Annotated in this window: 28 protein-coding genes and 1 pseudogene; 8 read left to right on the forward strand and 21 right to left on the reverse strand. The window is 32.6% G+C overall.

What is annotated here, in order from left to right:
• Positions 1–2 precede the first annotated feature (2 nt).
• From AC1Q8L_RS07105 to rsbV, 5 genes are all read right to left on the reverse strand, one after another.
• Positions 3–1,145, reverse strand: coding sequence for a fused response regulator/phosphatase (locus AC1Q8L_RS07105; RefSeq protein WP_029442048.1), 1,143 nt, complete (start codon positions 1,143–1,145; stop codon positions 3–5).
• Positions 1,146–1,317: 172 nt separating this feature from the next.
• A complete protein-coding gene (locus AC1Q8L_RS07110) occupies positions 1,318–1,758 on the reverse strand; it encodes a ferritin-like domain-containing protein (protein ID WP_000017755.1) in 441 nt (146 codons plus the stop codon).
• Positions 1,759–1,827: 69 nt separating this feature from the next.
• Positions 1,828–2,604, reverse strand: coding sequence for an RNA polymerase sigma factor SigB (gene sigB, locus AC1Q8L_RS07115; RefSeq protein ID WP_002153364.1), 777 nt, complete (start codon positions 2,602–2,604; stop codon positions 1,828–1,830).
• Positions 2,567–3,049: an anti-sigma B factor RsbW gene (gene rsbW / locus AC1Q8L_RS07120; protein WP_000970583.1), complete on the reverse strand. Its 483-nt coding sequence runs from the start codon at positions 3,047–3,049 to the stop codon at positions 2,567–2,569. The genes sigB and rsbW overlap by 38 nt, the downstream gene beginning before the upstream one ends.
• A gap of 6 nt (positions 3,050–3,055) precedes the next feature.
• Positions 3,056–3,394, reverse strand: coding sequence for an anti sigma b factor antagonist RsbV (gene rsbV / locus AC1Q8L_RS07125; protein WP_002106052.1), 339 nt, complete (start codon positions 3,392–3,394; stop codon positions 3,056–3,058).
• Positions 3,395–3,590: 196 nt separating this feature from the next.
• On the opposite strand from rsbV, the gene AC1Q8L_RS07130 reads away from it, so the two are divergent.
• Positions 3,591–3,791 carry a methyltransferase gene (locus AC1Q8L_RS07130; protein ID WP_086387944.1) on the forward strand — a complete coding sequence of 67 codons (201 nt, stop codon included), beginning with the start codon at positions 3,591–3,593 and terminating at the stop codon, positions 3,789–3,791.
• A gap of 181 nt (positions 3,792–3,972) precedes the next feature.
• On the opposite strand, the gene AC1Q8L_RS07135 is transcribed toward AC1Q8L_RS07130, so the two are convergent.
• The 3 genes from AC1Q8L_RS07135 to AC1Q8L_RS07145 form a co-directional block, all read right to left on the reverse strand.
• Complete coding sequence (locus tag AC1Q8L_RS07135; RefSeq protein ID WP_000522903.1) at positions 3,973–4,224, reverse strand: GlsB/YeaQ/YmgE family stress response membrane protein; 252 nt, start codon at positions 4,222–4,224, stop codon at positions 3,973–3,975.
• A 75-nt stretch (positions 4,225–4,299) separates the two neighbouring features.
• The gene (locus AC1Q8L_RS07140; RefSeq protein WP_001293468.1) at positions 4,300–4,500 is read right to left on the reverse strand and encodes a CsbD family protein; all 201 of its coding nucleotides are present in this window, start codon (positions 4,498–4,500) and stop codon (positions 4,300–4,302) included.
• A 50-nt stretch (positions 4,501–4,550) separates the two neighbouring features.
• Positions 4,551–4,940, reverse strand: coding sequence for a YflT domain-containing protein (locus AC1Q8L_RS07145; RefSeq protein ID WP_000448802.1), 390 nt, complete (start codon positions 4,938–4,940; stop codon positions 4,551–4,553).
• Between the two features lie 213 nt (positions 4,941–5,153).
• On the opposite strand from AC1Q8L_RS07145, the gene AC1Q8L_RS07150 reads away from it, so the two are divergent.
• On the forward strand, positions 5,154–5,609 hold the full coding sequence (locus AC1Q8L_RS07150; RefSeq protein ID WP_000720861.1) for a hypothetical protein: 456 nt from the start codon (positions 5,154–5,156) through the stop codon (positions 5,607–5,609).
• An 82-nt stretch (positions 5,610–5,691) separates the two neighbouring features.
• Here AC1Q8L_RS07150 and AC1Q8L_RS07155 read toward each other — a convergent pair whose 3' ends face one another.
• Positions 5,692–6,105 carry a hypothetical protein gene (locus AC1Q8L_RS07155; RefSeq protein ID WP_000120208.1) on the reverse strand — a complete coding sequence of 138 codons (414 nt, stop codon included), beginning with the start codon at positions 6,103–6,105 and terminating at the stop codon, positions 5,692–5,694.
• A gap of 325 nt (positions 6,106–6,430) precedes the next feature.
• Between AC1Q8L_RS07155 and AC1Q8L_RS07160 the strand changes: the two genes are divergently transcribed.
• Positions 6,431–6,538 carry a YjcZ family sporulation protein gene (locus AC1Q8L_RS07160; protein WP_000505670.1) on the forward strand — a complete coding sequence of 36 codons (108 nt, stop codon included), beginning with the start codon at positions 6,431–6,433 and terminating at the stop codon, positions 6,536–6,538.
• A gap of 299 nt (positions 6,539–6,837) precedes the next feature.
• A complete protein-coding gene (locus AC1Q8L_RS07165) occupies positions 6,838–7,077 on the forward strand; it encodes a DUF2798 domain-containing protein (protein WP_000700210.1) in 240 nt (79 codons plus the stop codon).
• A gap of 331 nt (positions 7,078–7,408) precedes the next feature.
• Here the strand turns inward: AC1Q8L_RS07165 and AC1Q8L_RS07170 are convergent, their stop codons facing one another.
• The 6 genes from AC1Q8L_RS07170 to AC1Q8L_RS07195 all read right to left on the reverse strand — a co-directional run bounded on the left by AC1Q8L_RS07170 (position 7,409) and on the right by AC1Q8L_RS07195 (position 14,152).
• Positions 7,409–8,317, reverse strand: coding sequence for an alpha/beta fold hydrolase (locus tag AC1Q8L_RS07170; protein ID WP_000817351.1), 909 nt, complete (start codon positions 8,315–8,317; stop codon positions 7,409–7,411).
• Positions 8,318–8,824: 507 nt separating this feature from the next.
• Complete coding sequence (locus AC1Q8L_RS07175; protein ID WP_025118699.1) at positions 8,825–9,442, reverse strand: DUF6241 domain-containing protein; 618 nt, start codon at positions 9,440–9,442, stop codon at positions 8,825–8,827.
• Positions 9,443–9,594: 152 nt separating this feature from the next.
• A complete protein-coding gene (locus AC1Q8L_RS07180) occupies positions 9,595–11,328 on the reverse strand; it encodes an S-layer homology domain-containing protein (protein ID WP_000288182.1) in 1,734 nt (577 codons plus the stop codon).
• Positions 11,329–11,631: 303 nt separating this feature from the next.
• Positions 11,632–11,769, reverse strand: a complete 138-nt coding sequence (locus AC1Q8L_RS07185) for a Phr family secreted Rap phosphatase inhibitor (RefSeq protein WP_000821342.1) — start codon at positions 11,767–11,769, stop codon at positions 11,632–11,634.
• Positions 11,766–12,875 (reverse strand): response regulator aspartate phosphatase, encoded by a 1,110-nt coding sequence (locus AC1Q8L_RS07190; protein ID WP_000110731.1) that lies wholly within the window; start codon positions 12,873–12,875, stop codon positions 11,766–11,768. Before AC1Q8L_RS07190 ends, AC1Q8L_RS07185 begins: the two co-directional genes overlap by 4 nt.
• Before the next feature lie 995 nt (positions 12,876–13,870).
• Positions 13,871–14,152, reverse strand: coding sequence for an LCI fold-containing protein (locus tag AC1Q8L_RS07195; protein ID WP_000488870.1), 282 nt, complete (start codon positions 14,150–14,152; stop codon positions 13,871–13,873).
• A gap of 366 nt (positions 14,153–14,518) precedes the next feature.
• Between AC1Q8L_RS07195 and AC1Q8L_RS07200 the strand changes: the two genes are divergently transcribed.
• The gene (locus tag AC1Q8L_RS07200) at positions 14,519–15,412 is read left to right on the forward strand and encodes a helix-turn-helix domain-containing protein (protein ID WP_000395459.1); all 894 of its coding nucleotides are present in this window, start codon (positions 14,519–14,521) and stop codon (positions 15,410–15,412) included.
• Positions 15,413–15,839: 427 nt separating this feature from the next.
• Here AC1Q8L_RS07200 and AC1Q8L_RS07205 read toward each other — a convergent pair whose 3' ends face one another.
• A complete protein-coding gene (locus AC1Q8L_RS07205) occupies positions 15,840–15,959 on the reverse strand; it encodes a DAK2 domain-containing protein (protein ID WP_071713771.1) in 120 nt (39 codons plus the stop codon).
• Positions 15,960–16,034: 75 nt separating this feature from the next.
• Positions 16,035–16,424 carry a hypothetical protein gene (locus AC1Q8L_RS07210; RefSeq protein WP_000940659.1) on the reverse strand — a complete coding sequence of 130 codons (390 nt, stop codon included), beginning with the start codon at positions 16,422–16,424 and terminating at the stop codon, positions 16,035–16,037.
• 292 nt (positions 16,425–16,716) lie between these two features.
• On the opposite strand from AC1Q8L_RS07210, the gene AC1Q8L_RS07215 reads away from it, so the two are divergent.
• The gene (locus AC1Q8L_RS07215) at positions 16,717–17,268 is read left to right on the forward strand and encodes a DUF4352 domain-containing protein (RefSeq protein ID WP_001228903.1); all 552 of its coding nucleotides are present in this window, start codon (positions 16,717–16,719) and stop codon (positions 17,266–17,268) included.
• 192 nt (positions 17,269–17,460) lie between these two features.
• On the opposite strand, the gene AC1Q8L_RS07220 is transcribed toward AC1Q8L_RS07215, so the two are convergent.
• The 3 genes and pseudogenes from AC1Q8L_RS07220 to AC1Q8L_RS07230 form a co-directional block, all read right to left on the reverse strand.
• On the reverse strand, positions 17,461–17,811 hold the full coding sequence (locus tag AC1Q8L_RS07220; protein ID WP_000946192.1) for an SH3 domain-containing protein: 351 nt from the start codon (positions 17,809–17,811) through the stop codon (positions 17,461–17,463).
• 229 nt (positions 17,812–18,040) lie between these two features.
• A pseudogene (locus tag AC1Q8L_RS07225) lies at positions 18,041–18,139 on the reverse strand (DAK2 domain-containing protein); the annotation flags it as partial.
• 209 nt (positions 18,140–18,348) lie between these two features.
• On the reverse strand, positions 18,349–18,855 hold the full coding sequence (locus tag AC1Q8L_RS07230; RefSeq protein ID WP_001200331.1) for an RrF2 family transcriptional regulator: 507 nt from the start codon (positions 18,853–18,855) through the stop codon (positions 18,349–18,351).
• Between the two features lie 209 nt (positions 18,856–19,064).
• Between AC1Q8L_RS07230 and AC1Q8L_RS07235 the strand changes: the two genes are divergently transcribed.
• Positions 19,065–19,706, forward strand: a complete 642-nt coding sequence (locus AC1Q8L_RS07235) for an FMN-dependent NADH-azoreductase (RefSeq protein ID WP_001044359.1) — start codon at positions 19,065–19,067, stop codon at positions 19,704–19,706.
• A gap of 74 nt (positions 19,707–19,780) precedes the next feature.
• Here the strand turns inward: AC1Q8L_RS07235 and dhaK are convergent, their stop codons facing one another.
• Positions 19,781–21,532, reverse strand: a complete 1,752-nt coding sequence (dhaK, locus tag AC1Q8L_RS07240) for a dihydroxyacetone kinase subunit DhaK (RefSeq protein ID WP_000720726.1) — start codon at positions 21,530–21,532, stop codon at positions 19,781–19,783.
• Between the two features lie 178 nt (positions 21,533–21,710).
• Between dhaK and dhaS the strand changes: the two genes are divergently transcribed.
• Positions 21,711–22,277, forward strand: coding sequence for a dihydroxyacetone kinase transcriptional activator DhaS (dhaS, locus tag AC1Q8L_RS07245; protein ID WP_000204213.1), 567 nt, complete (start codon positions 21,711–21,713; stop codon positions 22,275–22,277).
• The last annotated feature ends 14 nt before the right edge of the window (positions 22,278–22,291 follow it).

Below are 22,291 nucleotides of genomic sequence, written 5' to 3' on the forward strand. Positions count from 1 at the left end.
TTTTATTTCGCATTCGTTTGTATCATAATTAGACACATATCATCTGATTGCGCTTTCTTTTGTTCTTCCTTGTAAAACCCTTCTATCTCGCCTTCTAAATCTCCCCATTTTCTTTCTGTAAAAGTACGTAATTTCTCTTCAGACTCAAATTCATCATTTGCAATTGCTTCAAGAACACCATCTGTAAACAATAATATTTGAGCGTTCTTCTCAAAAGGTATAACTGTCTTTTTAACTTTTATTTCATCAAAAAATCCTACGGCACAACTCCCGCGATCTAGTTCAACTACATTTGTTTCATCAACTAAAACATATCCAGAAGGATGCCCTGCATTTACATATTCAACTGTTCTATCTTCTGTATTAACAACTAAGTATATCGCCGTAAAATAATAAGGAATATTATCATTTTCATTATGTAAAAGGGTCATATATTTATTTAATTCTTTAATAACGAGTTCTGGATCAATTAAACATTTAATTGTTTCACGTAATACAGACGAAATAAACATACAAACTAATGAAGCAGATACACCATGTCCCATCACATCTAATAATATAATACCGTAGCGATTTTCATCGATTTTATACCAATAATACATATCTCCAGCTAGTTTAAATGAAGGTAAGTAACTTGCTTCAATTTTTATATGATCTTCTCTTAATGGGCTACTTAATAAGTTTCTTTGTACTTGCGTAGCTAAATCTAGTTCATTCCGAAGATTTTCTTCTTGTTCTTTATGCCAATTTAATTCTGATTTCAAGCGTAACGCTACACGCATACGTGCTAATAGTTCAACTTTATTTATAGGTTTCGTAATATAATCCATTGCCCCCATATCAAGAGCTTCGGCCAATTTATTTGCATCCTCTAAAGCTGTAACAAAAATAATAGGGATATCTTTAAACTTCTCCTCTTTTTGTAATCGCCTACAAACTTCAAGTCCATCAATTTCAGGCATCATAATATCTAATAGTATTAAATCAATTTCATTATGCCTGGAAGAATCTTTTCCAAACTGTATGTATTCGAAGAGCTCTTGTGCAGAATTGAGCGATACAAGATCATGATATCCGGCTTGTTTTAAAATCTTCTCAATTACAAATATGTTAACCGGATTATCATCAACAATTAAAATGGACACAAGTTATTTCCCCTTTTCTTATTTAAAATGTAAATCTATTATCATTTTCTATTTTTCTAGTATTACATACTCAGTTACAAAATGAAAATTTCTTACTCAAACATATTTATACAACAAAAGAACAAACCCCTAGAAATAGGAATTTGTTCTTTCACTCTATAAATTTCTACTTTTAATTTAACACCATTGCTTTATCATTTAAAAGACGATCTAATTCTTCCATATGATTAGTTTCATCTGCAATCATATCTTCTAGTTTTACAACTAACTCTGTCATATTTAATTTCGCTGCCTGTTCTTTTCTCGTTTCATAACGCTTAATTGTTTCATATTCTGATTGTCTAGCGGATTCTAACATTTCTCTAACATCTTCTACTTGTTTCACTGGTAAAGGGATCGTAGTAGGTGTACCACCTAGCGTCTTAATTTTCTCCGCTAAATATAGGGCATGTCCTTGTTCATCACTAATTTCAGATTCAAAGAAAGGTTTTAACACTTGTCTATATATACCAGAAACTGTAGCTGCATTATGGTTATACATAATAATTGCTGAGTATTCTCCTGCTAAATCTTCATTCAATCCTTCGATTAGTTCTTTCACATCGTGTGACATTTTTATATCTCCTCCTATACTTAATAACTACCCCTTTTCTCATGTTTTAAACATAATGATTTTAAATTTTTATGTATCTAAAAATGCTGCTTGCTTCAATTTACTTATCGCTTGTCTTTTAATACGAGAAACGTGCATTTGTGAAATACCTAACCGTTCCCCTGTATCTTTTTGATTTAAATTTTCTCCAAATATATAATGAATAACACTCTTTTCTGTGTCATTTAATACGTTGAAAATATCCTTTAAAACGAGACGCCTTTCTGTCTCTTCATATCCTTGCTCTACTTCACCTACAGATTCAATTCTCGCTACCGAACTACCATCAGATGCATTTTCAACTACATCATCTAAGGAAGATACTCGATAATTATTTTTAGCATCCATAATCTCTAGAACTTCCTCTTCCGATAGTCCTAAATGATTTGCGATTTCTATAATCTTCGGCGAACGTTGCAGGTGATCTGTTAACTCCTCTATCGCAAGTTTAATTTTCCCGCCCAAATCTTTAATTCGTCTTGGAACGTGAATGCCCCAAGTTTTATCGCGTAAATACTTCTTTATTTCCCCTACTATCGTAGGTATTGCAAAAGGCTCAAAAGCATTTCCTATCGAATAATCATACCTTCTTATTGCACCTAAGAGCCCTAACATACCTACTTGTATAATATCCTCATGCATCGGCCCGCCTTTTGAATAACGATATGCAATGGAATATACGAGATTTTTATAATGATCAACTAACCTTTCCTGCGCTTCATTACATTGGTTTTGTTGGAATTCTGCAATTAGCTTAATAACGTCTTCTTTAGTAAGAGTTGTAGGTTGAGATTGGATTTCCATCATTCTCCACCTGCTCTCTTTGTATATATTTTGTCATTAAAACTGTCATTCCCTCATCATGCATAATTTGTATATCATCCATTAACGTATTGATTAAATATAAACCTAAACCATTTTCCGGCAAATGTTCTACTGGTTTACTAATATCATACGGACCAACTTTCCTTTTTAAGCTATTAAAATCAAAGCTAACCCCATTATCCGCAACCATAATTTCTAATCGATCTTCATATAAGCCAAAGACAATTGTAATTTCTCCAACGTCTTCTTTGTATGCATGTTGTACAATGTTTGTACATGCTTCACTAATAGCAATTTTCATATCTTCTATATCGTCATAAGCAAAGCCCATTCGATTCGCAACACCAGCCATTGTTAAACGAATAATAGCCACATATTCTGCCTTTGCAGGAATTTTCATTTCTATCTTTTCAAATCTCTCCATCATCCCTAGTCACCTTCTTTCTACTTTTTCAAAATCGGAATTCAAATTTAATATTTCTGTTAACCCTGTAATATCGAATAATCTTTTTAATCTTTTAGATACACCGATAAACTCTAGTTTTCCATCATTTTTCTTAACTGCTTTTAATAGCGCTATAAAAACACCTAAACCAGTACTATCCATATAATCTACGTTATGAAAATCTACTACAATATGAACCTCTTTTTCGCTTGTAATAGGCATTACCTTATTTTTTAAATCTGATGCCGTATACGCATCAATCTCACCATTAAGTTGTACCGTATAACCTACATCATTTTGCAAAATATTTATTTCCAAATTCATCATTTCCGCCCCCTTATCTCAAACTTTTACTATTTAATTACCCATAAAAATTAGTTTTAAACATATTTTTTTATTTTCATTATAAATAAATTTTCTACACCTTTCTCGGCTTAACACTTAAAAAATACTACCGAATGTTTAAACCTTATAAATTTGTGTATGTATAATGTATAAACATTATTTTTAGGGGGATCTATCTATGGAAGAGCACAACTTTAAAAAGGGAGATTTTGTTCAATTTTCTTATCGACACGATCATGCTACAACGTTAGTTGGTTCCATTATTAACATACTAACAAATACAATTGTAGTTGATATAGGTAATAGCGAGGACTTATCTCATATAGAACCGAGGCAGGTCGTAAGAATAAATAATTGTAAAAAGGTAACGATGGCTTAATACATAATAGAAAGTGTAATGTTAATGAGTGGGGGGTTCTTCATCCTCCACTCATTCCTATGTAAAATACATAAAAAAGCATCCAAATTAGTTTAATTGGATGCTTTTTTATGTATTTTTATCAGTTCATTAACTTTATAACTATATATAATAAACTTAAGATTACTATTTATTATCATACTTACGCTTTCCGCAGCATTCTAGAGAAGAATGTAACGATTAAAATAAAGACGATTGCACCTAATAACGCTGGAAGAACAAAAATGCCTCCCCATTCAGGACCCCAATGACCAAATAACGCACTACCTACCCAAGATCCGATTAATCCGGCAATCACGTTACCAACTATACCTAACGGAAAGTCTTTTCCTGTAATCATTCCAGCTAACGCACCAATAAGTCCACCTACAATACACGTAATAATAAGTCCCACAATTAAACCTCCTATATTCGTTTTATATTGAATTCATCAAGCTTTAGTATGTAACTAAAGCTTGATGAACATATATTATTCTTTATTATCCAATTCATCACTTATCTTTTGTTTCACTTTTCCGACTTTTTCTTTTATCGTTCCCTTCGTTTTTTCCCACTTACCTTCATTTTTCAACTCTCTATCTTCTGTAACTTCACCAATTCCTTCTTTTACTTGTCCTTTTTTCTTTTCAACTTTACCTTTAACTTGTTCTTTTAGTCCGTTCTCACTCATATTTACAATCTCCTTTTCGTAATAGATTTATAGATTTAAAGGATACAAATTTAAATAGAATACATGCATCTTCTTTCTTGTAACCATTCACCGACTCTTTCTAAATCCTTAACGAATAACAAGATTTTCCCTTCATCCAGTTTTTCTTCATAAAAGTTCGCTTCTTCCTCATTAAGCCCTAACTCTTGCATTTTATTTCTTAACTGATCTCCTGTTTTTTGAAAGACGTTAATAATGCTTGTCCCAAGTCCCTCCTCTTTTATCCCAATTGTATTCACGTCTGCATTGTCCGCAATTCTATCTGTCCTATCTTTCTCATGCGTTAATACGTAAATATCTTTTTGGTCTATTCCTTTTTTCACGAGATCATTCGCCGCATTCATGACCTCTTTCTCCGTAATAAATTCATATACAAAAGGTTTACTATACTTCGTTTCCATCTTTAACTTCCTCCTTTAAAATGAATTATTTGTTATATTATATGTAGTACACCCATTTTCGAAATGTTAAACATAAAATATGAAAAAAGTTATGTGAATTTTGATTTTAATAGAGAATGAACATCATCATTTACCACTTTAAAACATCTTCTCCTTACAATAACCACCTAAATTAACAGAAAATTGCTATAATTAAGCTTGAGGAGGGATACTATGAAAAAAATCATATCTATATGCGCACTAACCGCTCTATCTTTCACTTTAATAGGTTGTACAAGCACCTCGGCTACAGATAAAGCTTCACAAGTTAAGCAAGAACATACACAAAATACCTTTCAATTAAATTCCGCTAATATTACAGACATTGAAATACTGAAAACAACAAATCATACTACTTCCAAATCTCAAACAGACAACGAAAAAATGATACAATCTATCGTTTCAGCAGTCCAAAAAGGCACTCCTAAACAAATCACACTAGATCAAAAAAAGAGAGAATCTGCACATTCTACTATTACTGTTACATATAAAGATGACTCAAAAGAAGAATTTCTTGTGTGGGCTGATAATAAGGAGCAAATTACGATTGCTAAAGATGAGAAGAAAGATAAGGTAGAAGGTGTGATAGTGAATATTAAAGATGCTAAAATAATGAAGGATTTCTTTTAAAATTCTAATTAACGTTAAAAAAAAGTAGGATTACATCCTACTCTTTTTTTAATCATGCTCAATAAATAGACCTTTATAAAATCTATTTAAGGTCTAATTTTGCTAAATCATGTTGTAAAACATTATTTCCTTCTTGTGGGTTAAATACGATTGCACTAAGACCAAAAACATTCGTAACAACATCTCTATCTTTCGGACGAATGATTCTTACTTCATAAGCAAAAAGTGCTGGAGGAAGAGCTGCTGAACGAAAAGTAACATATCGATTAGGTGGCAATGTTTGCGTTGAAGGGTCTATTAATGGTAACAATACCGGAGAACCAGATGACCAATCAAACATTTCAACAGTTACTCTACGAGTATCGTCGGGATCAACATTCATAGCATCCACAGTAAGAAATAACGTAGCGGAATGTCTACGTAATATACCCGTTGATAAAGTTTCATTATGATGTTCACAGCATTTTTTTGGAGGGTGACCATAGCCATAACTCATACCAATTCCCCCCTTTCATTTACAATTAAGGACAAGTATTCCTTATAATATATAATGCTAGTATTCTTTTATTGAAAGGTATAAAAGCGGATTTCTATCTATATTTTTGGATATTTTGTTTTTTATTTATTCGCTCTTAAAGAATAAAGTGAAACTTTAAATCAGCCCTCGCCAATAGAGGTCTTACTCCCCGACAAATAGCGGGATAAATCTATTTTGAAAAGGACCTGCTCCATTCATTCGTAAAAGCATAAAGTAAATGGAATCCGTTAAAACACATGAGTGACCCCTTGGTTTTCCCTTCCTATTAAAAGGAGGAACTGTTATGGGCTTTGGTGGTAGTTGTGGTGGCTGTGGCTTCGCTGGAGGATTTGCTTTATTAGTTGTATTGTTCATTTTATTAATCATCGTTGGAGCTGCTTGCTTCTGCTAAAAAACTATCGGAAAAGACACTTTTATATGAGTGTCTTTTCTTCATAAAAAATACGCAATGTGCAGTTTAAGTGTAAGATGTAGTATTACATCCCTCTCCAAAATGAACTTCGATACTATAAATTTCGTTTAGGTGCAATCTTAAAATTTTAGTTTAATAGCAATATGGTGAAACTCTATTCCATATAATATTGCTATTGCAGAAAAGTAAAACAAACTGGACAACCTAGATTTCAAACTGTAAGATTAAATGTTGGTGAAATAGGGCAGCAAAGCATATATAGAAAATAGGTGTTAATTTTGAAAATCAATAAAAAATTCGAACCAATAATTTTTAATATCTTTATGATTTTAGGTATATCTAGTATTATCTCTTTCGTCATGGTTTCAATGAATGTTGGATATACAGCTTTATTTCTCAAATCATGGATGAAAACATGGGGAATTGCTTTCGTACTTGCATTTTTAGCTTCTAAATTATTACCCTTTGTAGTTAAAAAAATAATGAAAATCTTCACTTTTGTTGAGAATGATGCTTAAGAATAAAGTGATGTACTACTCCGGTTCATTCCAATTAAAAGAGTTTATTATCACAAATACTTAACCTAGTAAAATGTTTCAAATCGAAGGAAGACACCTTACAGGTTGTCTTTTCTTTATAAGTAAAAAAAGCCCACCTATTTCCGTAGACGGGCTTTATCTTTATTACACAATACGAAAGTATACTCTCTTTTTCACTGAAATTTTATGTAATTATACATATTCATGAAAATAGAAGAATTAAAATATGCCAAAATAAAAAATGAGCTAAATCCCCTAAATAGCTATATAGAGATGAAGTTGTTATGACAACATATTTTCCACCTTCAACTTAGTTATCCTTAGAATGCTTTTCTACAAAATCAAGGATCCTAGCATTAACCTCGTTAGAGAACTCACCATTGATTGCATGAGATGCATTTTTCCAATTAACTATATCAATATCTTTAACGTATTTTTTTCCAGTTTCAACTGCTTTTACCGAATTGTGCATTGTACTTTTTTCAGCCATAAGTGCAAGCACTGGAATATCAATACTTTTTAAGTCTTCTTTACTAAATAAATCAGGCGCTGGTGTTTTCAGTTTATAGTTACGCATACCCGACTCGATTAACTTAGCGATAGGCTCATCGTCACTTGCTTCTGCTCCTCCAGAAACATAGCTTAACATCTTTTCTCTTAAAAACTTAGGTACAATAGGAACGGAAGCTGGAATAGATGCCAGAATCATTTTTATGGATATTTGCGCAAATACAAAGACTGGATCTAATAAACTAGCCGTAGCAATATGCTCAGGATTATATCTGGCCAAGTTCATTGTTGTCCAACCTCCAATGGAGACACCTACGATATGCACTCTTTCTAAACCTAATCCTTCAATTACTTCATTTAACCATTCTGCTTGTTGTTTTTGGTTTTCAATCACCTTCGTTTGCACACTCATTCCAGGTTCACCTAGTAAATCTATCGTGTAAACAGGCCTTTTTTCTCTTAGACCTTCTAAATTAGGTACCCACATTGGAGTAGATGCACCACGTCCAGGGAGTAAGAGTATTGGTTCCTTATGTTTGTTTTCCTCTTTAGTAAAATAATAAGCACGAATTGTGCCATATTTCGTTTTTATATCTTTCGTATCGTTAGGTTTTGGAAGGAGTGCCATTGATTCATCGTAAGCAATTTGAAAATCTTCCTTCCCTTTTTCCGATATAAAGTGACCAATCTTATTATCATCTCTCTTCATTTGAATTCCTCCTTTCTACAAATATATGGATGAACTTTATCTATATATTCATCGTAATCATCCATTAACTTTTCATCTTCTTTAAGGCAAGACTCTTATTTAGAAAAAAGAATAGACACCCTAAGGTGCCTTCCTCCGACTTGAACCATCTTAATTTTAATAATATGTATTGGACTCCAGTCCAACTATTATTTTACCACGTTAAGTTGTTTTGTTTATTAAGAAATACAATGTTTTATTTACGCTAATCTTCTGTATTAGTTCATTTTGTAGTCCGTGCAGCGGTTAACAAGAAGATAATAGCATTGATGACACCTAAAATTCCCTGCTTAATCCACATAGATAATGCAGCATTTGTGCCAATGGCTAGAAAGATAAGCATTACTGTGTATCTATTGAATCTCAGTATAGACAACCTCCCAATGGGACTATATTTAAGGGAATTTCTTCATTTTTTTGTTCCGTAAAACATTGTACTTCCTAGTGAAGAGAAATTCAGTTTTACTTCTATAACTCGCCCTGTTTCCACTCTTTATTATGGATATCCAATCCTTCTTGACCAAAGAAATGGAGAATAAATTCTTTTTCATCACTATCAGGTTTTTTAGCTAGTTTAGATCCCTCCATACTTTTCTTTTTTCCTGAACGTAAATAATGAATTTCTTCAAAGTCTTTAACTACAGATTCGAACTCTCCATCATACCATTTGTTCAGAATAGATTCATATTTTGGTCTTTCATCATTATTAATAACATTTAAGTTGTTTTTTAAGTATTGAATGTTTTCTTTCGTCATTTGAAATCGCCCTACATCACGGGTACCGGAAACATGAAGATTATTCCCATTGAATGTGAGTTTTTGTAAAGACATATGTATCATCATATCATTTATAGTTTGCTCGTTTTGGATTTCACCAATCGACTGTGCCGCTTTAGAGAGTTCATCTTCACTTACTACATAACTATCTTTTTGCTGCTTTTGAATGGTTTGAACTTTCGGTTTTTCCTGCACCTTTTCTTCTTGTTTAGGTTTTGATTCAGTTGTAGTCTTCTCATTTGAGCTACAAGCAGCCATTCCCATAAGCAATGTACCGCATGTTAATGCCATTAGTAACTTTCGGTTCATTTTTTTCCGCCTATCTGCATTAGTTATTTTAAACAGTTTTTTTAATGTAAGATTTCTCATCTCATAGTAGCAAAGAATTTATCTATATATTGTCATGTTTTGTCGAAGAATAATAAAAAAACAACCTAGATCCCATAGGATCTAGGTTGCTTTTAATACGTAAACGTAATCGTCACTAAAGAATACCCTTCTTTCGCATTGTAAGGCTCCGCTTTATAAGAAACTCGATTTGCCCCTTGCGGATAATCGATTTCGCCAATTGCCTTTTTCACATCTTGCAGTGCACCATTCATTGATTGCTTGTACAGCACTTCAATTTTCTCTGGTTTCGCACTATAGCGCTGCTGCATTTTATTTTTTAATTCAGTATAGTTGTTTACGATATATTCATTTCCTAAATAGTTTAACTTTGTATCTTTTAATATTTGCTGATATGCAGGCGTTTTCGTACTACCTGCCGCAATTTTGTTTGTCAGTGTACTATAATAATTTGTTGTAGCTTGCGGATAGTCTCCGCGATTCCACTCATGATTTCTTGCGATTTGTTCATCTGATAAATTGAAATACGAATACGTTACGCGGCCCTGTTCATCTGGAACCGGATCATCGAATGTTGTATCCAGGTGATACCATTTGTTTTCGATTTTCACTAAATTCCAAGCATGAGGTTGTCCGTCCCCAGTTCCTGTCACGAAATGATTTTCAATTCCTGCTTCTTTTAATAATTGATAAGTTAATAGTGCGTAACCTTGGCAAACCGCAGAACGATTTACAAGTGCTTCATATGCTGTGTAAGCTTTATAAGACGTATCATAAGAAACATGTTTTACTACGTAATCATGAATCGCCTTCACTTTTTCGTGATCATCCATTCCAACTTGAGTAATAGAAGAAACGATTGCTTTCGCTTGTTTCATGACATATTCCGTCTGTTCTTTCGTTTCACGATATGTAATCTTAAGCGTAAATGTATAATTTCCAGGTGATCCAGAAAGTCCATATGAAACATTCGATCTATTATTATTTGTATACTCATTTTTACTTGCAACTTCTTTATATGCGTTAAAAAGTGTATTCATCACTTCGTTTGTATTATTGTTTTTCGTTTTATATGGAAGTGTAATATTTGTCTCGTATGTATTAATACGCTTTTGTACTTCCCCTTTAAACGCTGTTAATAATGCCGCATCTCCTGTGTCTTTCACATCAGCATTTTTATACTTCAAAGTTTTATATAAAAACTGCGCATACTGTTCACGTGTTACTGTGCCATACGGTTCAAAATTCCCGTTCCCTGTGCCATCTGCGATTCCATTTGACTGCACTGCACTAATTGCGTTTTCTGCCCAAAATGGATTTGGAACATCCTTAAAGGTATGTTTTTGTTTTGCCGCAAGATCGAAAGCATTTGTAAGAATTTGTGCCATTTCCGCACGACTCACAGAAGCTTTCGGTCTAAATTGGCCATTTTCATCACCTTTAAAAACTCCTAAATTCGTTAAAGTTAATACCTCTTCTGGAAACATTGTAGAACTTTGATTAATATCACCGTAAGGATTTTTAAACGTAGACCCATCCTTTAATACGTAACGAGTTCCATCATTACTAAACGAACCGCCTTGTTTATTCGGTACTAACACTCGATAAATTAAAGCCGCAACTTGCTCCCTTGTCGCAACATCTCCAAAACCAAATATCCCATTTCCATAACCGGAAATAATATTTTTACTCGCTAAATCTTTAATCGCAGGATATGACCAATGTGATGTCGGCACATCAGAAAAAACACCCACTTCAGCAGCTTTTACATCGCTACCATTTGTATATAACAACGCACCACCAATAAGTGATAATGATGTAATTGATTTTAATAGTTTTGTATACATAATGTCTTCTCCCAATACATTCTCTATTTTTGTTGGTTTATGTCGAAAAATCTAAAAATATGACAAAATATATTATACAATTAAAAGTTTTTGATGGATATATTGAATTTTAAAATATGCAAAAATTCATATTGTTATAAGGATTCATAGTAATATTATGTTATTTTACTTGCGAATATACAAATAAAAAAACGCTCATTTGAGCGTTTCATCTATATACCTGATAATTACTTTTTCTTCACTTAGAACTCTTCTTCGGTAATAATCCTTTGATATAACAACTCTTTATACTTCAATATTTCTTCAACCCCACGGCTCTCCATGCGTATATTGTATAACACTTGTTGTATTGACCTCTGATTGGTCCGTTGAAACATTTACTCCATTTAATAGTATGACCGTAATTATTAATCCAATTGAACTGCTGATGATCCTTTTCATTTTAAAGCCCCTTTCTGAAAACCTTTTTCTTTTTCTTTATATCCTAAATAGAAGTATTCACTAGATTTTATTGAATTTCCTTCTTCATGATATTTAACCGCTAATTTTTCAGCATATTCCTGGACATATTGCCATAAACCTACTTCATTAAAGAAATAAATTCCTTTAGAAATGGCTAACTCTAATTCTTCAGCAGAAACATTCTCATTCATTTCTTTTAGAATTGTAAAATGATGTTCATATTCTTTTTGTTCCAGTTCATTACAAATTATTAATCCTTTTTCAATTAAGGACGCTGCAAGCTTTGTCTTTCCTAACTTTAAATTCTCTCTAGCTTCCAAAAAAATCGCTCTAAAGTGATTCGGAATTTTTTGTGATACTTCTGATAAGTAACGAAGTGCTAAATCAGATAGGTTTTGCTCTGCATACATAACCCCTAAACTATGTCGAACTCGTAACATTAGCTCCTCTTCATTCTGCTTTTTCAAAATATCCAGAGACGACATGAAATAAACTTCTGCTTGTTCAAATTCATTTAGCTTTACACATGCTAAACCCAGAACATTGTCACATGCTGCCACCTTCCTGCTATACCCGTACAGCCCTTCAAATGTATTCCTTGCTCTAGTTGCATATTGAATTACTAAAATAGGCTGGCAAACGTGATAATAATAGCTTGATAGCTTAAAGTTAAATTCTGCTTTTTCAATTGGATCCTGAATATTTCCCAACAAAGATTCTGCTATTCCATAATGCTTTTCAGCCACTTTAAAATCACCGTTTACTGTAGCATGAGAAGCCTTAAAGAAATGGTAATAATATAATAAAGATTCATCTGATGGAGCTTCATCTAACTTCATTTTTCTTAGATCATTCTTAGATATGTCAGATTGATGGGGATAAAACTCTGCACTTAACATTTTAAATCTAAAATCTACAAGTGAATAAAACTCTGTATTCTTTCGATCTTCTTCCATACTATTAACTTTTGTATCAATACTTTGTTTTAATTCCTTTGCCTTAGAGAAATTCTGTGAACGAATTTCTCTATACCACTCATGTAAAAGTAAATTGATTTCTTCCTTTTTTATTACATGTACACTCATATAGCCCCTTCTCCTTTGTCTATAGATTACTAACATAATAACAAAAATCTTCCAGTAAAACTTTTAATTTTCTGAATATTGTTGTTTCAAAAAAATTTCTCAATACAATCCCACCCTTTTGCTTCCGCCGGCGACGAGGAGTGGGGTTTTTGTTATCTTTTTCTAAAATTTGTTTCCTAAAAACATACGCAGAAATTTTACGTACAATGGTTTTCACAAATAATTTTAGAAGTTCAAACAAAACTCCATTAGAGATAGTTTTATAAAATTTTTCACCACTAGCCGTAAAAATATCTTATAATCTCTATATAACAAATTAATGTATTAGGGGTAGATAAAATGCCAGTTACACTCGAACTTATTCTTTTCATTCTTATAGCAATTAGTGCTGTTGGCTATTTAATAAAAGAATTTCAAAAAACTAGGAAACGAACACTTGGAATTTCACTAGAATTTTTAGTTCTTTTCTGGTCAATATGGAGAATATCAACTATTATAATCTAATTTATAAAACATAAATTCCTTCGAATGAAGTGAAACTCTAATCAGCGGGAGTTTTATGGGATAAATTTACCAGTATTTTTACCACAACATTCATGTTAAAATCCCTTGTGAGTACGACATAACTCGACCTTATGAAGCTCCGCAGCTTTTATCGCGGAGCTTTTTTTATTAAAATTAACGCTTTTGTTCACTTTTTTGATACATTTACGAAACATTCATATGTTACGTTATATAAGTCCTTTTTTAAATCTTATTCATTCTAGCAAAAAGTCCTAGTCCCCCTAGGGCTTTTTTGCATTCAAACAATGAGTTGTATTTTTTCTCAATAACCGAAACTACTTAACATGGTAAAATAATAATCGGACTGGCATTCAATACCATATTACAATGGATCAAATCGCAAAAAGGCACCTTAGGGTGTCTTTTTTATAGAGAATCAGTTTAAAAACTAAAAATAAAAGAACCTCAATAAATGAGGTTCAAAAAATCTACTATTTTAAATTACCTTCGTAAAAAGCAACTCCATTTTGAACATGTTTTAAGTACCACGTAATCGTCCCGCCACAAACATTTTCATTAAAGCTATTAGCATATACTCCATTTGAGTAATAAAGAGTTCTTTTGAATTTACCATTAGAATACTCATAAGGAATTGAGCATGTTGCTTGCTTCGGAGAGCTCACAGCTTTTTGCGTATCAGCTGAAGCTGCACCAATTCCCCCTGTTAATGCAATACCTGTTGCTACTGCTCCTACTACTAATTTCCTGAACATAATAAATCCCCCTTTAATAGTTTTTATAGCTTACAACTTAAATGTATCACTTTTGTAATTTATGTAAATATCTTGAATATGTAGAAATATTTATTTAATTATTGGTAATATTAGGATTTTATTTTATCAAATGGATAATAGAGGGATTAGAAAAGCATGTAAAAATACAGATAAGTTTATATTAAATGAATGTGGTTCAAGTCGGCGAAAGGAACTTTTGGTGTCTTTTTTTGTACATAAAAAAATCTCACCATCTTATAGAAACGATAAGCCCTTTAAAACAATAATTGCAACTATATTAATTTTACATTACATTAAGGTTAGAGAATATCATACTAATAAAGTGTTAAATAGTAGGTGGGGAAAATGGAATTTAACGATTTGGGTATTACCATTAAAGAACTTAGAATTAAAAAAAATATATCACAATCCGACTTATGTCACGGAATATGTTCACAAAGTCAAATTAGTAAGATCGAAAAAGGTGTGATTTATCCATCTAGCATATTGTTATATCAATTATCAGAAAGACTTGGTATTAATCCAAATAATATATTTGCACTAACTCAAAACAAAAAATTAAAATATATAGAAAATGTAAAATTTGTAATAAAAGATTGCTTAAAACAAAAACAATATAAAGAACTTTATGAAATAGTAAAAAAAGAGAAAAACTTAAATAATTTTCAAACAAAAGAAGAGAAACAATTTCTAATATGGCATGAAGCAATTGCTATATTTATGGTGGATAAATCATTAAAAACTGCTTTAGATTTTTTAAATAATGCATTAAAACTGACTTTAACTAATTCTGATTTTTTATCAGAAAGAGAAATAGATATTATGCAAACAATGGCTATATTTTATGCGGAAAATAAAGAATATGAAAAAAGTATTAATATATTAAAAAGATGTTTAAGTAATTTTAATAAGTTAGATTTTCCTAGAGATAAAGAAATTAAGTTGAAAATCATGTTAAATTTAGCAAAATCTTTGGACTTCACATATCAACATGAAGAGGCAATAAAATACATTGATAAGGGCATCAAATTAGCAATTAATCTAAATACGTTATACCTATTAGGTGAACTATTCTATTTAAAAGGTCAGTTGTTATTAAAAATTAAACAACATAATGTAGAAGATGTTATTTATAACTGGAAAAAAGCATTATTTATATTTGAACTAACAGAAAAAGAATATTATACAAAAATGCTACCAGATGAACTTATTGAATTACAAAATAAAAAACACTCATAATTTCGTAAAAACTACTTACAAATCCCACAGAAAAAATCCCTATAGCTTTTAAACTTAGAACGATAATATTAAAATAATTTAAGTCGGCAGAAGGCACCTTTTGGTGTCTTTTCTTTATTTTTACAAGGACCTGCTCAATTAATTCTTAAAAACATAATAGGAAACATTGTTTTATTTATCCCATTTTCATTCATGCTATATATAAAATTCGTTAATAAATCCACCTCAAACATACCTATATGCATAGGAGTATGTTTGAGGTGGAACTCCTTCAAATACTAGTTCCTTTTATAAGCCGTTTTTTTGATGTAGATGACATTATTCTCAATACAATAGAATGAATTATTGGAACATATTTAGCAATATATATCAAAAAACAATATTAAGAAACCCCCTCCACCTTAAGGTAGAAGGGATCTTTTAATTTCTATTTCAAACTACCTAAAATTTCCGTAAAGATAACCCCAAGCGTATGTGCACCTGCATCTGGATATCCTAAACTTCTTTCACCAACTACCGCTCCTCTGCCGAATGATCTTTCAACGATAGATTATATGCCTTGAAGTGCTACTTGCAACATTCAATTCAGATATACGACAGTAAAGAATACATCATCACGGTGTCAGCAAGCAAAAGTGTATTCTGCATTTCTGAAAACAGTAGATGGCAGATTATGACCTACTGAATCTGCTAAGAAAGAATATACAAGAACATCCTTAACATCCTCTTTATTTCCACTAATGATGACATCAAGAAAATCTTCTATTTGGAATTCTGGAGTAAATAACACAATCTTAGTTGTTCTGTTTGGTTCTAAAGAAACAAAAGTACGAGAGATTTCAACTAATTCATTTTGAGTTGGGAAAAAAGTGTTTCGACTTCTCTTAACAGTTACCGTCACATTACTAGTATGGCAACGCGAATCATTGTTTAGCATAATGTTGAGAGCAGTTGGAATAATCCCATTTTCAGAGACTGGAACTCGGAACACTCCAGTAGATTTATGGGCCATATAATCACATCCTTTCAAAATAAAATATATTTACAATATATTAGATGCAAAAAACGTTCATTTTGATATGGACAAATTACATGATTAATATATCTATAATAACCCTCGGTATTACTAAGCCAATGTTTTAAAAGATTAACAAATATCGCGAGAACCAATCGAATGTATATTAAAAGTAAAAAGAATAAGTTGTCTAAAAGACCCCCTATTTTGAGCCAATAATGAGACATTATGTTAATCTTATATGTATAGCTGCACAAAATTGAGAAACTTAAGGAGACAGATAAATTTTATGAGAAAATTATCTATATTACTTACTTTCATTCTAGTATTAGTCAGTGTTACGGCTGCTTGCACACAAGATAAAACAGATAGTGCCGTTGAAAATGGTCCAATAGAAGAACCAACCGCAAAAAATGAAAATGAAGAATTAATAAATTTTGAAGAAAAAGAAGAGATGAGCCGCTTGGAACAAGGCATTTTATTAGTTGGCGAGAGTGTTAAGGGAGGCTATTACTTGGCCGCTGTTCAAAGTGCATATTTAAATGCTAGCAACGATTCCGTCATTGTTAATGTCTCTGTAAAAAATGTACGAGGTCAAACGATTGGACTATCAGAATTAAAATATAACTTAAAAGATGAAAAAGACGGAAAGATCTATAAAGGAAAGGTGCTTGATCAAAACCCTTCTGATATACAAGTTAAACCAAATGAAACGGTAGAATTGAAAATAGCTTTTGAAGTACCACATACCGTAGATGAATATATGTTTTATATTGAAAGCTCTTTAGACCCTCTACAAACATACTGGAAAATTGATAAGCTACAATCACAAACAAACTAAGTCTAAAATAAGCAAAAAGCAATGAAAAATTTGATATAGATACAAATGAATACTATATAAACGTAAGACCATCGATTTAATGAATCGTTGGTCTTTTTCAAAAAATGCCCCATTAAAAACTAAGAGATAAAAAAGAACTAATCTCTAGAAGAGATTAGCTCAATATATCCAAAGCTATTATGGTACATAGTTTTATGAGCAAACGTTATATAATGTTGTATGGGATACATAACCTGTCATCCCTTTATATGTAACTTTTAACCACTGTTTAGAATTACTGTAATGACCTTGAACATATTCACCAGTTACCCATGTTCCAGTAATTTTCGTACCATCATTAAATGTATGTAAGACAGGTGAATTGACAGTATAACCACTGCGCATCTTTGCACCATATACACCTACCGTACCTCCCTTTGCACAAGCTGCTACTACTGTTTCATTTTCAGTAGCATTCGTAGCCGCGAAAGCAGAGCCGTTAAATGTAAATAAAGTAAATATAAAAGCTGTTAGTACTGTACAAATAGATAAACGACGTAACAAAATAAATTCCCCCTTTTTTTATAATTTACTTCTTCACAAATGATTATCTTAAATATTCTAACTATTTTCAATATATTAATGTTGAGAAATATTAGTTGTATTTTTGAAATAAGATTTTATCAAAAATAGTAACAAACTCATATTTTACAGGGAGAGCACCGAAAGAAGCCTTCTACATATCAACTATATAAAAGTCCCTCCACCTTAAGGCAGAGGGACTTGCTAATTCCTATTTCAAACTACCCGCAATCTCCGTAAAGATAACTCCAAGCGCATGTGCACCTGCATCAGGGTATCCTAAACTTCTTTCGCCAACTGTACCAGCGCGATCCTTTAAGCAGCTACTGGCGAAAAGGTTTTTTTAGTGTGGGATGAAGTTGGTATTTTTAAATTTAATGATACTGAACAAATTACTGATATGTGGTACATATGTGAAGAAATCAAATTGGCCATGGAAATAGGCTTTAGACTAGACAAATAAAAGTTGATTGATATTGTTAAAAAACAAAAAAACTCTAACTAATTCGTCATGGCGATTTAGTTAGAGTTTTTCTGTTTGAAGTATTCACGAGTATCTACCCTTATCTTTTCAGGTAAAACAATATCAAGTTCTTTATCTAACCATGCAAGAGTCTTTTTACGAAGAAACTCACGCATGTGTTCTTCCGCTTCAAGCATTACTAAGTTAATTGTACAAGAAGAATTGCTAGGTTCACAAGAATTACAAACCTCATCTCGATATAGTACACCATTCTGTACAATATTTTTACATTGAAAAATAGGTTTTGGGCCTTCGACAGCTTCTATTACATCCCAAAAAGAAATATCTTCTGGAGACTTAGCTAACCTATATCCTCCCTTTACACCTGGGACAGAATTCACAATGTCAGCTTTAGATAATTTACCGAAAACTTTTGAAAGGAATGTTTCAGAAAGTCCTTGAAACTCTGCCAAATCCTTTATTCCAACACTTTCCTTGGAAGGAGCATTGATTAAATAAACTAGGCAATGCAAGGCATATTCAACCCCAACACTATATTGCATATACAAATCACCTGCTTTTTATTTTAAGGGTTATCAAATTGTATCTTAGGACCATTTAGAATTTTAGTCAAATAAAAAAAGGCTCTTTTAGAATAGTATGTATTTCATTGACAAAAATAATTTCGGAGTTTATATTAAAGACAACATTAATCGTCGATTAATGTTGTCGACGATTAAAACATAAAAACTTTTAAAAAGGGGAAATACAAATGAACAAAACACTTATCATAAACGCACATCCAAAAGTGGATGATACATCATCGGTCAGCATTAAAGTTCTTAACCACTTTTTAGTATCTTATAAAGAATTAATTCCTAATAATGAAACGATTGAACAGATTAATTTATACGATGATGTAGTACCAATGATAGATAAAACTGTTTTAAGCGCATGGGAAAAGCAAGGAAATGGACAGCAGTTAACTGATGAAGAACAAAAAGTAACAGAGCGTATGTCCGAAATTTTACAACAATTCAAAAGTGCAAATACGTATGTAATCGTATTACCTTTGCACAACTTTAATATTCCATCAAAGTTAAAAGATTACATGGACAATATCATGATTGCACGTGAAACATTTAAATATATTGAAACCGGATCAGTGGGATTACTTAAAGATGGAAGAAGAATGCTTGTTATACAAGCAAGTGGAGGAATCTATACAAATGATGATTGGTATACAGAAGTGGAATACTCTCATAAATATTTAAAAGCAATGTTTAATTTCCTTGGTATTGAAGATTATCAAATTGTTCGTGCACAAGGAACAGCAGTACTAGATCCAAATGAAGTATTACAAAATGCATATAAAGAAGTTGAAGAAGCTGCTTCTAGATTGGCTAACAAATAAATTTTTTCACTGGAAGAATGATAGTTATAAATAAAGAACCCCTCCACCACAAGGCAGAGGGGATCTTCTCATTCCTATTTCAAACTACCCGCAATCTCCGTAAAGATAACTCCAAGTGCATGTGCACCTGCATCTGGATAGCCTAAGCTTCTTTCACCAACTGTACCGGCGCGGCCCATGCGAGCTACGATTTCTTTCGTATACTCTGCTCCTTTAACCGCTGCTTCGGCTCCTTTTTCGAAGGCAGTTTTCATGTCTTCTTCGTTTGAAGCGCTAGCTAACCAAGAGTCTACACATGGAGCAAGTGCGTCAACAAGTGTTTTATCACCAACTACCGCTCCTCTGCCGAATGATCTTTCACCGATAGATTGTATGCCTTGCAGTGCTGCTTGCAACATTTCAGCGAATTCTTTCACTGTTAACTCACGCTTCTCGCCTGCTGCTTTACTAGCTGCGCGGAATGCTCCGCCCCAAATTGGACCAGAAGCGCCGCCGCAATGTTCCATAATAATCATCGAACAACCGTCAAGGAATGATCCAATCGTTACATTTTCTTGTTCTACAATCGAATGCCACTCACGTTTTAATTGCTTAAATCCTTTTGCAACACTCATTCCGAAGTCGCCGTCACCTGCATGTGTATCTAACTCACAAAACGGTACTTCATTTTTAATAATAATATCGCTCATTTTATCAACGAGATAAATTATGTTGTTTAATGTGATGACATTATTTTTAATCACAGCGTGCTCTTCCGCTGTTTCTAGTTCAAAGGAAACTTCCTTCTCTTCTGTTTCTTCAAGTACATTCACGTACTCTACACTTTCAACTGGTCCATCTACTTTAAACGCTGGTGTATTACATTCTTTTGATAGTAATGTTTTTAGCTCGTCATCTAACTTCATTACCGTTAAAGACATACCAGCCATATCAATACTTGTCATATAGTTACCGACGAATACTCTATTAATTTTAATGTTTCTTGCAGCTAGTTCTCTCGTAACGGCGTTGTTAAATAAGTAAAGTTCTTGCAGTGGTGTTCCGCCAAAACCGTTAACTAGAAGTGCGATTTCCTCGCCATCTTTTACTCCTAAATCTTTCATTAAATCATTTGTCATACGGTTAGCTAATTCATCAGCCGACAGCATTTTTTCACGCTTAATTCCTGGTTCGCCGTGAATACCTACGCCGTATTCCATTTCATCTTCCGCAAGTGTGAAAGTAGGTGATCCGCTCGCTGGAACTGTACAAGACGTTAACGCTAAACCGATTGTGCGCACGTTAGCCGCTGCTTTTTCTGCTACAGCTTTCACCGCTCCTAAATCCATACCTGCTTCCGCTGCTGCGCCGGCAATTTTATGAACTAAAATAACTCCCGCAACGCCGCGGCGTCCTACTGTATATAGGCTATCTTCTACCGCAATATCATCGTCCACTTTTACGTAGTCGACTTCAATTCCATCTTCCGTCGCTAAATGCGCACCGTTTTTGAAATTCATAATATCGCCGCTATAATTTTTAATAATTAATAACGTACCTTTTTTACTAGCTGTCTCTTTAATCGCTTGGTAAACTTGAATTTGCGAAGGAGAAGCAAACACATCTCCGCACACTGCCGCATCTAACATTCCTTTTCCGACTAATCCTGCATGTGCCGGCTCATGGCCACTACCGCCGCCGCTAATTAATGTTACTTTATTTTCGTTCATTTCTTTCTTCTTAATGACTTTATATTTTTTCAAAAGCTCAAGCTCTGGGTGAGCCATAACCATTCCGTTGCACATTTCCATTACTAATGTTTCTGGTTTGTTTATAATCTTTTTCATTGTAGTTCTCCCTCAATTCCTTTAATATATTGTGATATATTTGAAATCTTCTTCTTACTACTCATGTTAAAATGAAAGCGTTTTATAGTAAACGGACAAAATGGACAATCTGTCTAAAGACACCGCTCTCATTTATGGGTAGGATTTTTATATTAATAACATTCTAGGGATGATTTAGATGACCTCTTCTATAATTTCTAAAAAGATAATCGCGAACTCATTGAAGTATTTAATGGAAACAGAGTCGTTTCATAAAATATCAGTGAGCGATATTATGTTACACTGTCAAATGCGTAGGCAAACTTTTTATTATCATTTTAAAGATAAATTTGAACTATTAAGCTGGATTTATAGAGAAGAAACGAAAGAAAATATTATAGACTTTCTCGATTATGAAAAATGGGAAAACATTTTCGATTTATTATTTGATTACTTTTATGAAAATCAAAAATTTTACCGAAATGCTTTTAAAGTCATTGAGCAAAACTCGTTTAATCACTATTTATTTGAGCATACGAAAAACTTATATATGAAGATTATTGATGAATTATCTGTGAGCTGTGGATTCAGCCTTTCTGATGAGACCAAAAATACGATTGCCTCCTTTTATAGTCACGGCTTCGTTGGAACGATAAAAGATTGGATTGAAAGCAAGTGCGAAGTAGATCCATCCGTTATGTCTTCTCTTATGAAAAATATGATAAACAATCAATTACTACTATTACTTGAGCAATCAGCAAAGTAATTAAAGGGTGGCAA

This window comes from Bacillus sp. GW823-FHT06A11, assembly GCF_058795355.1.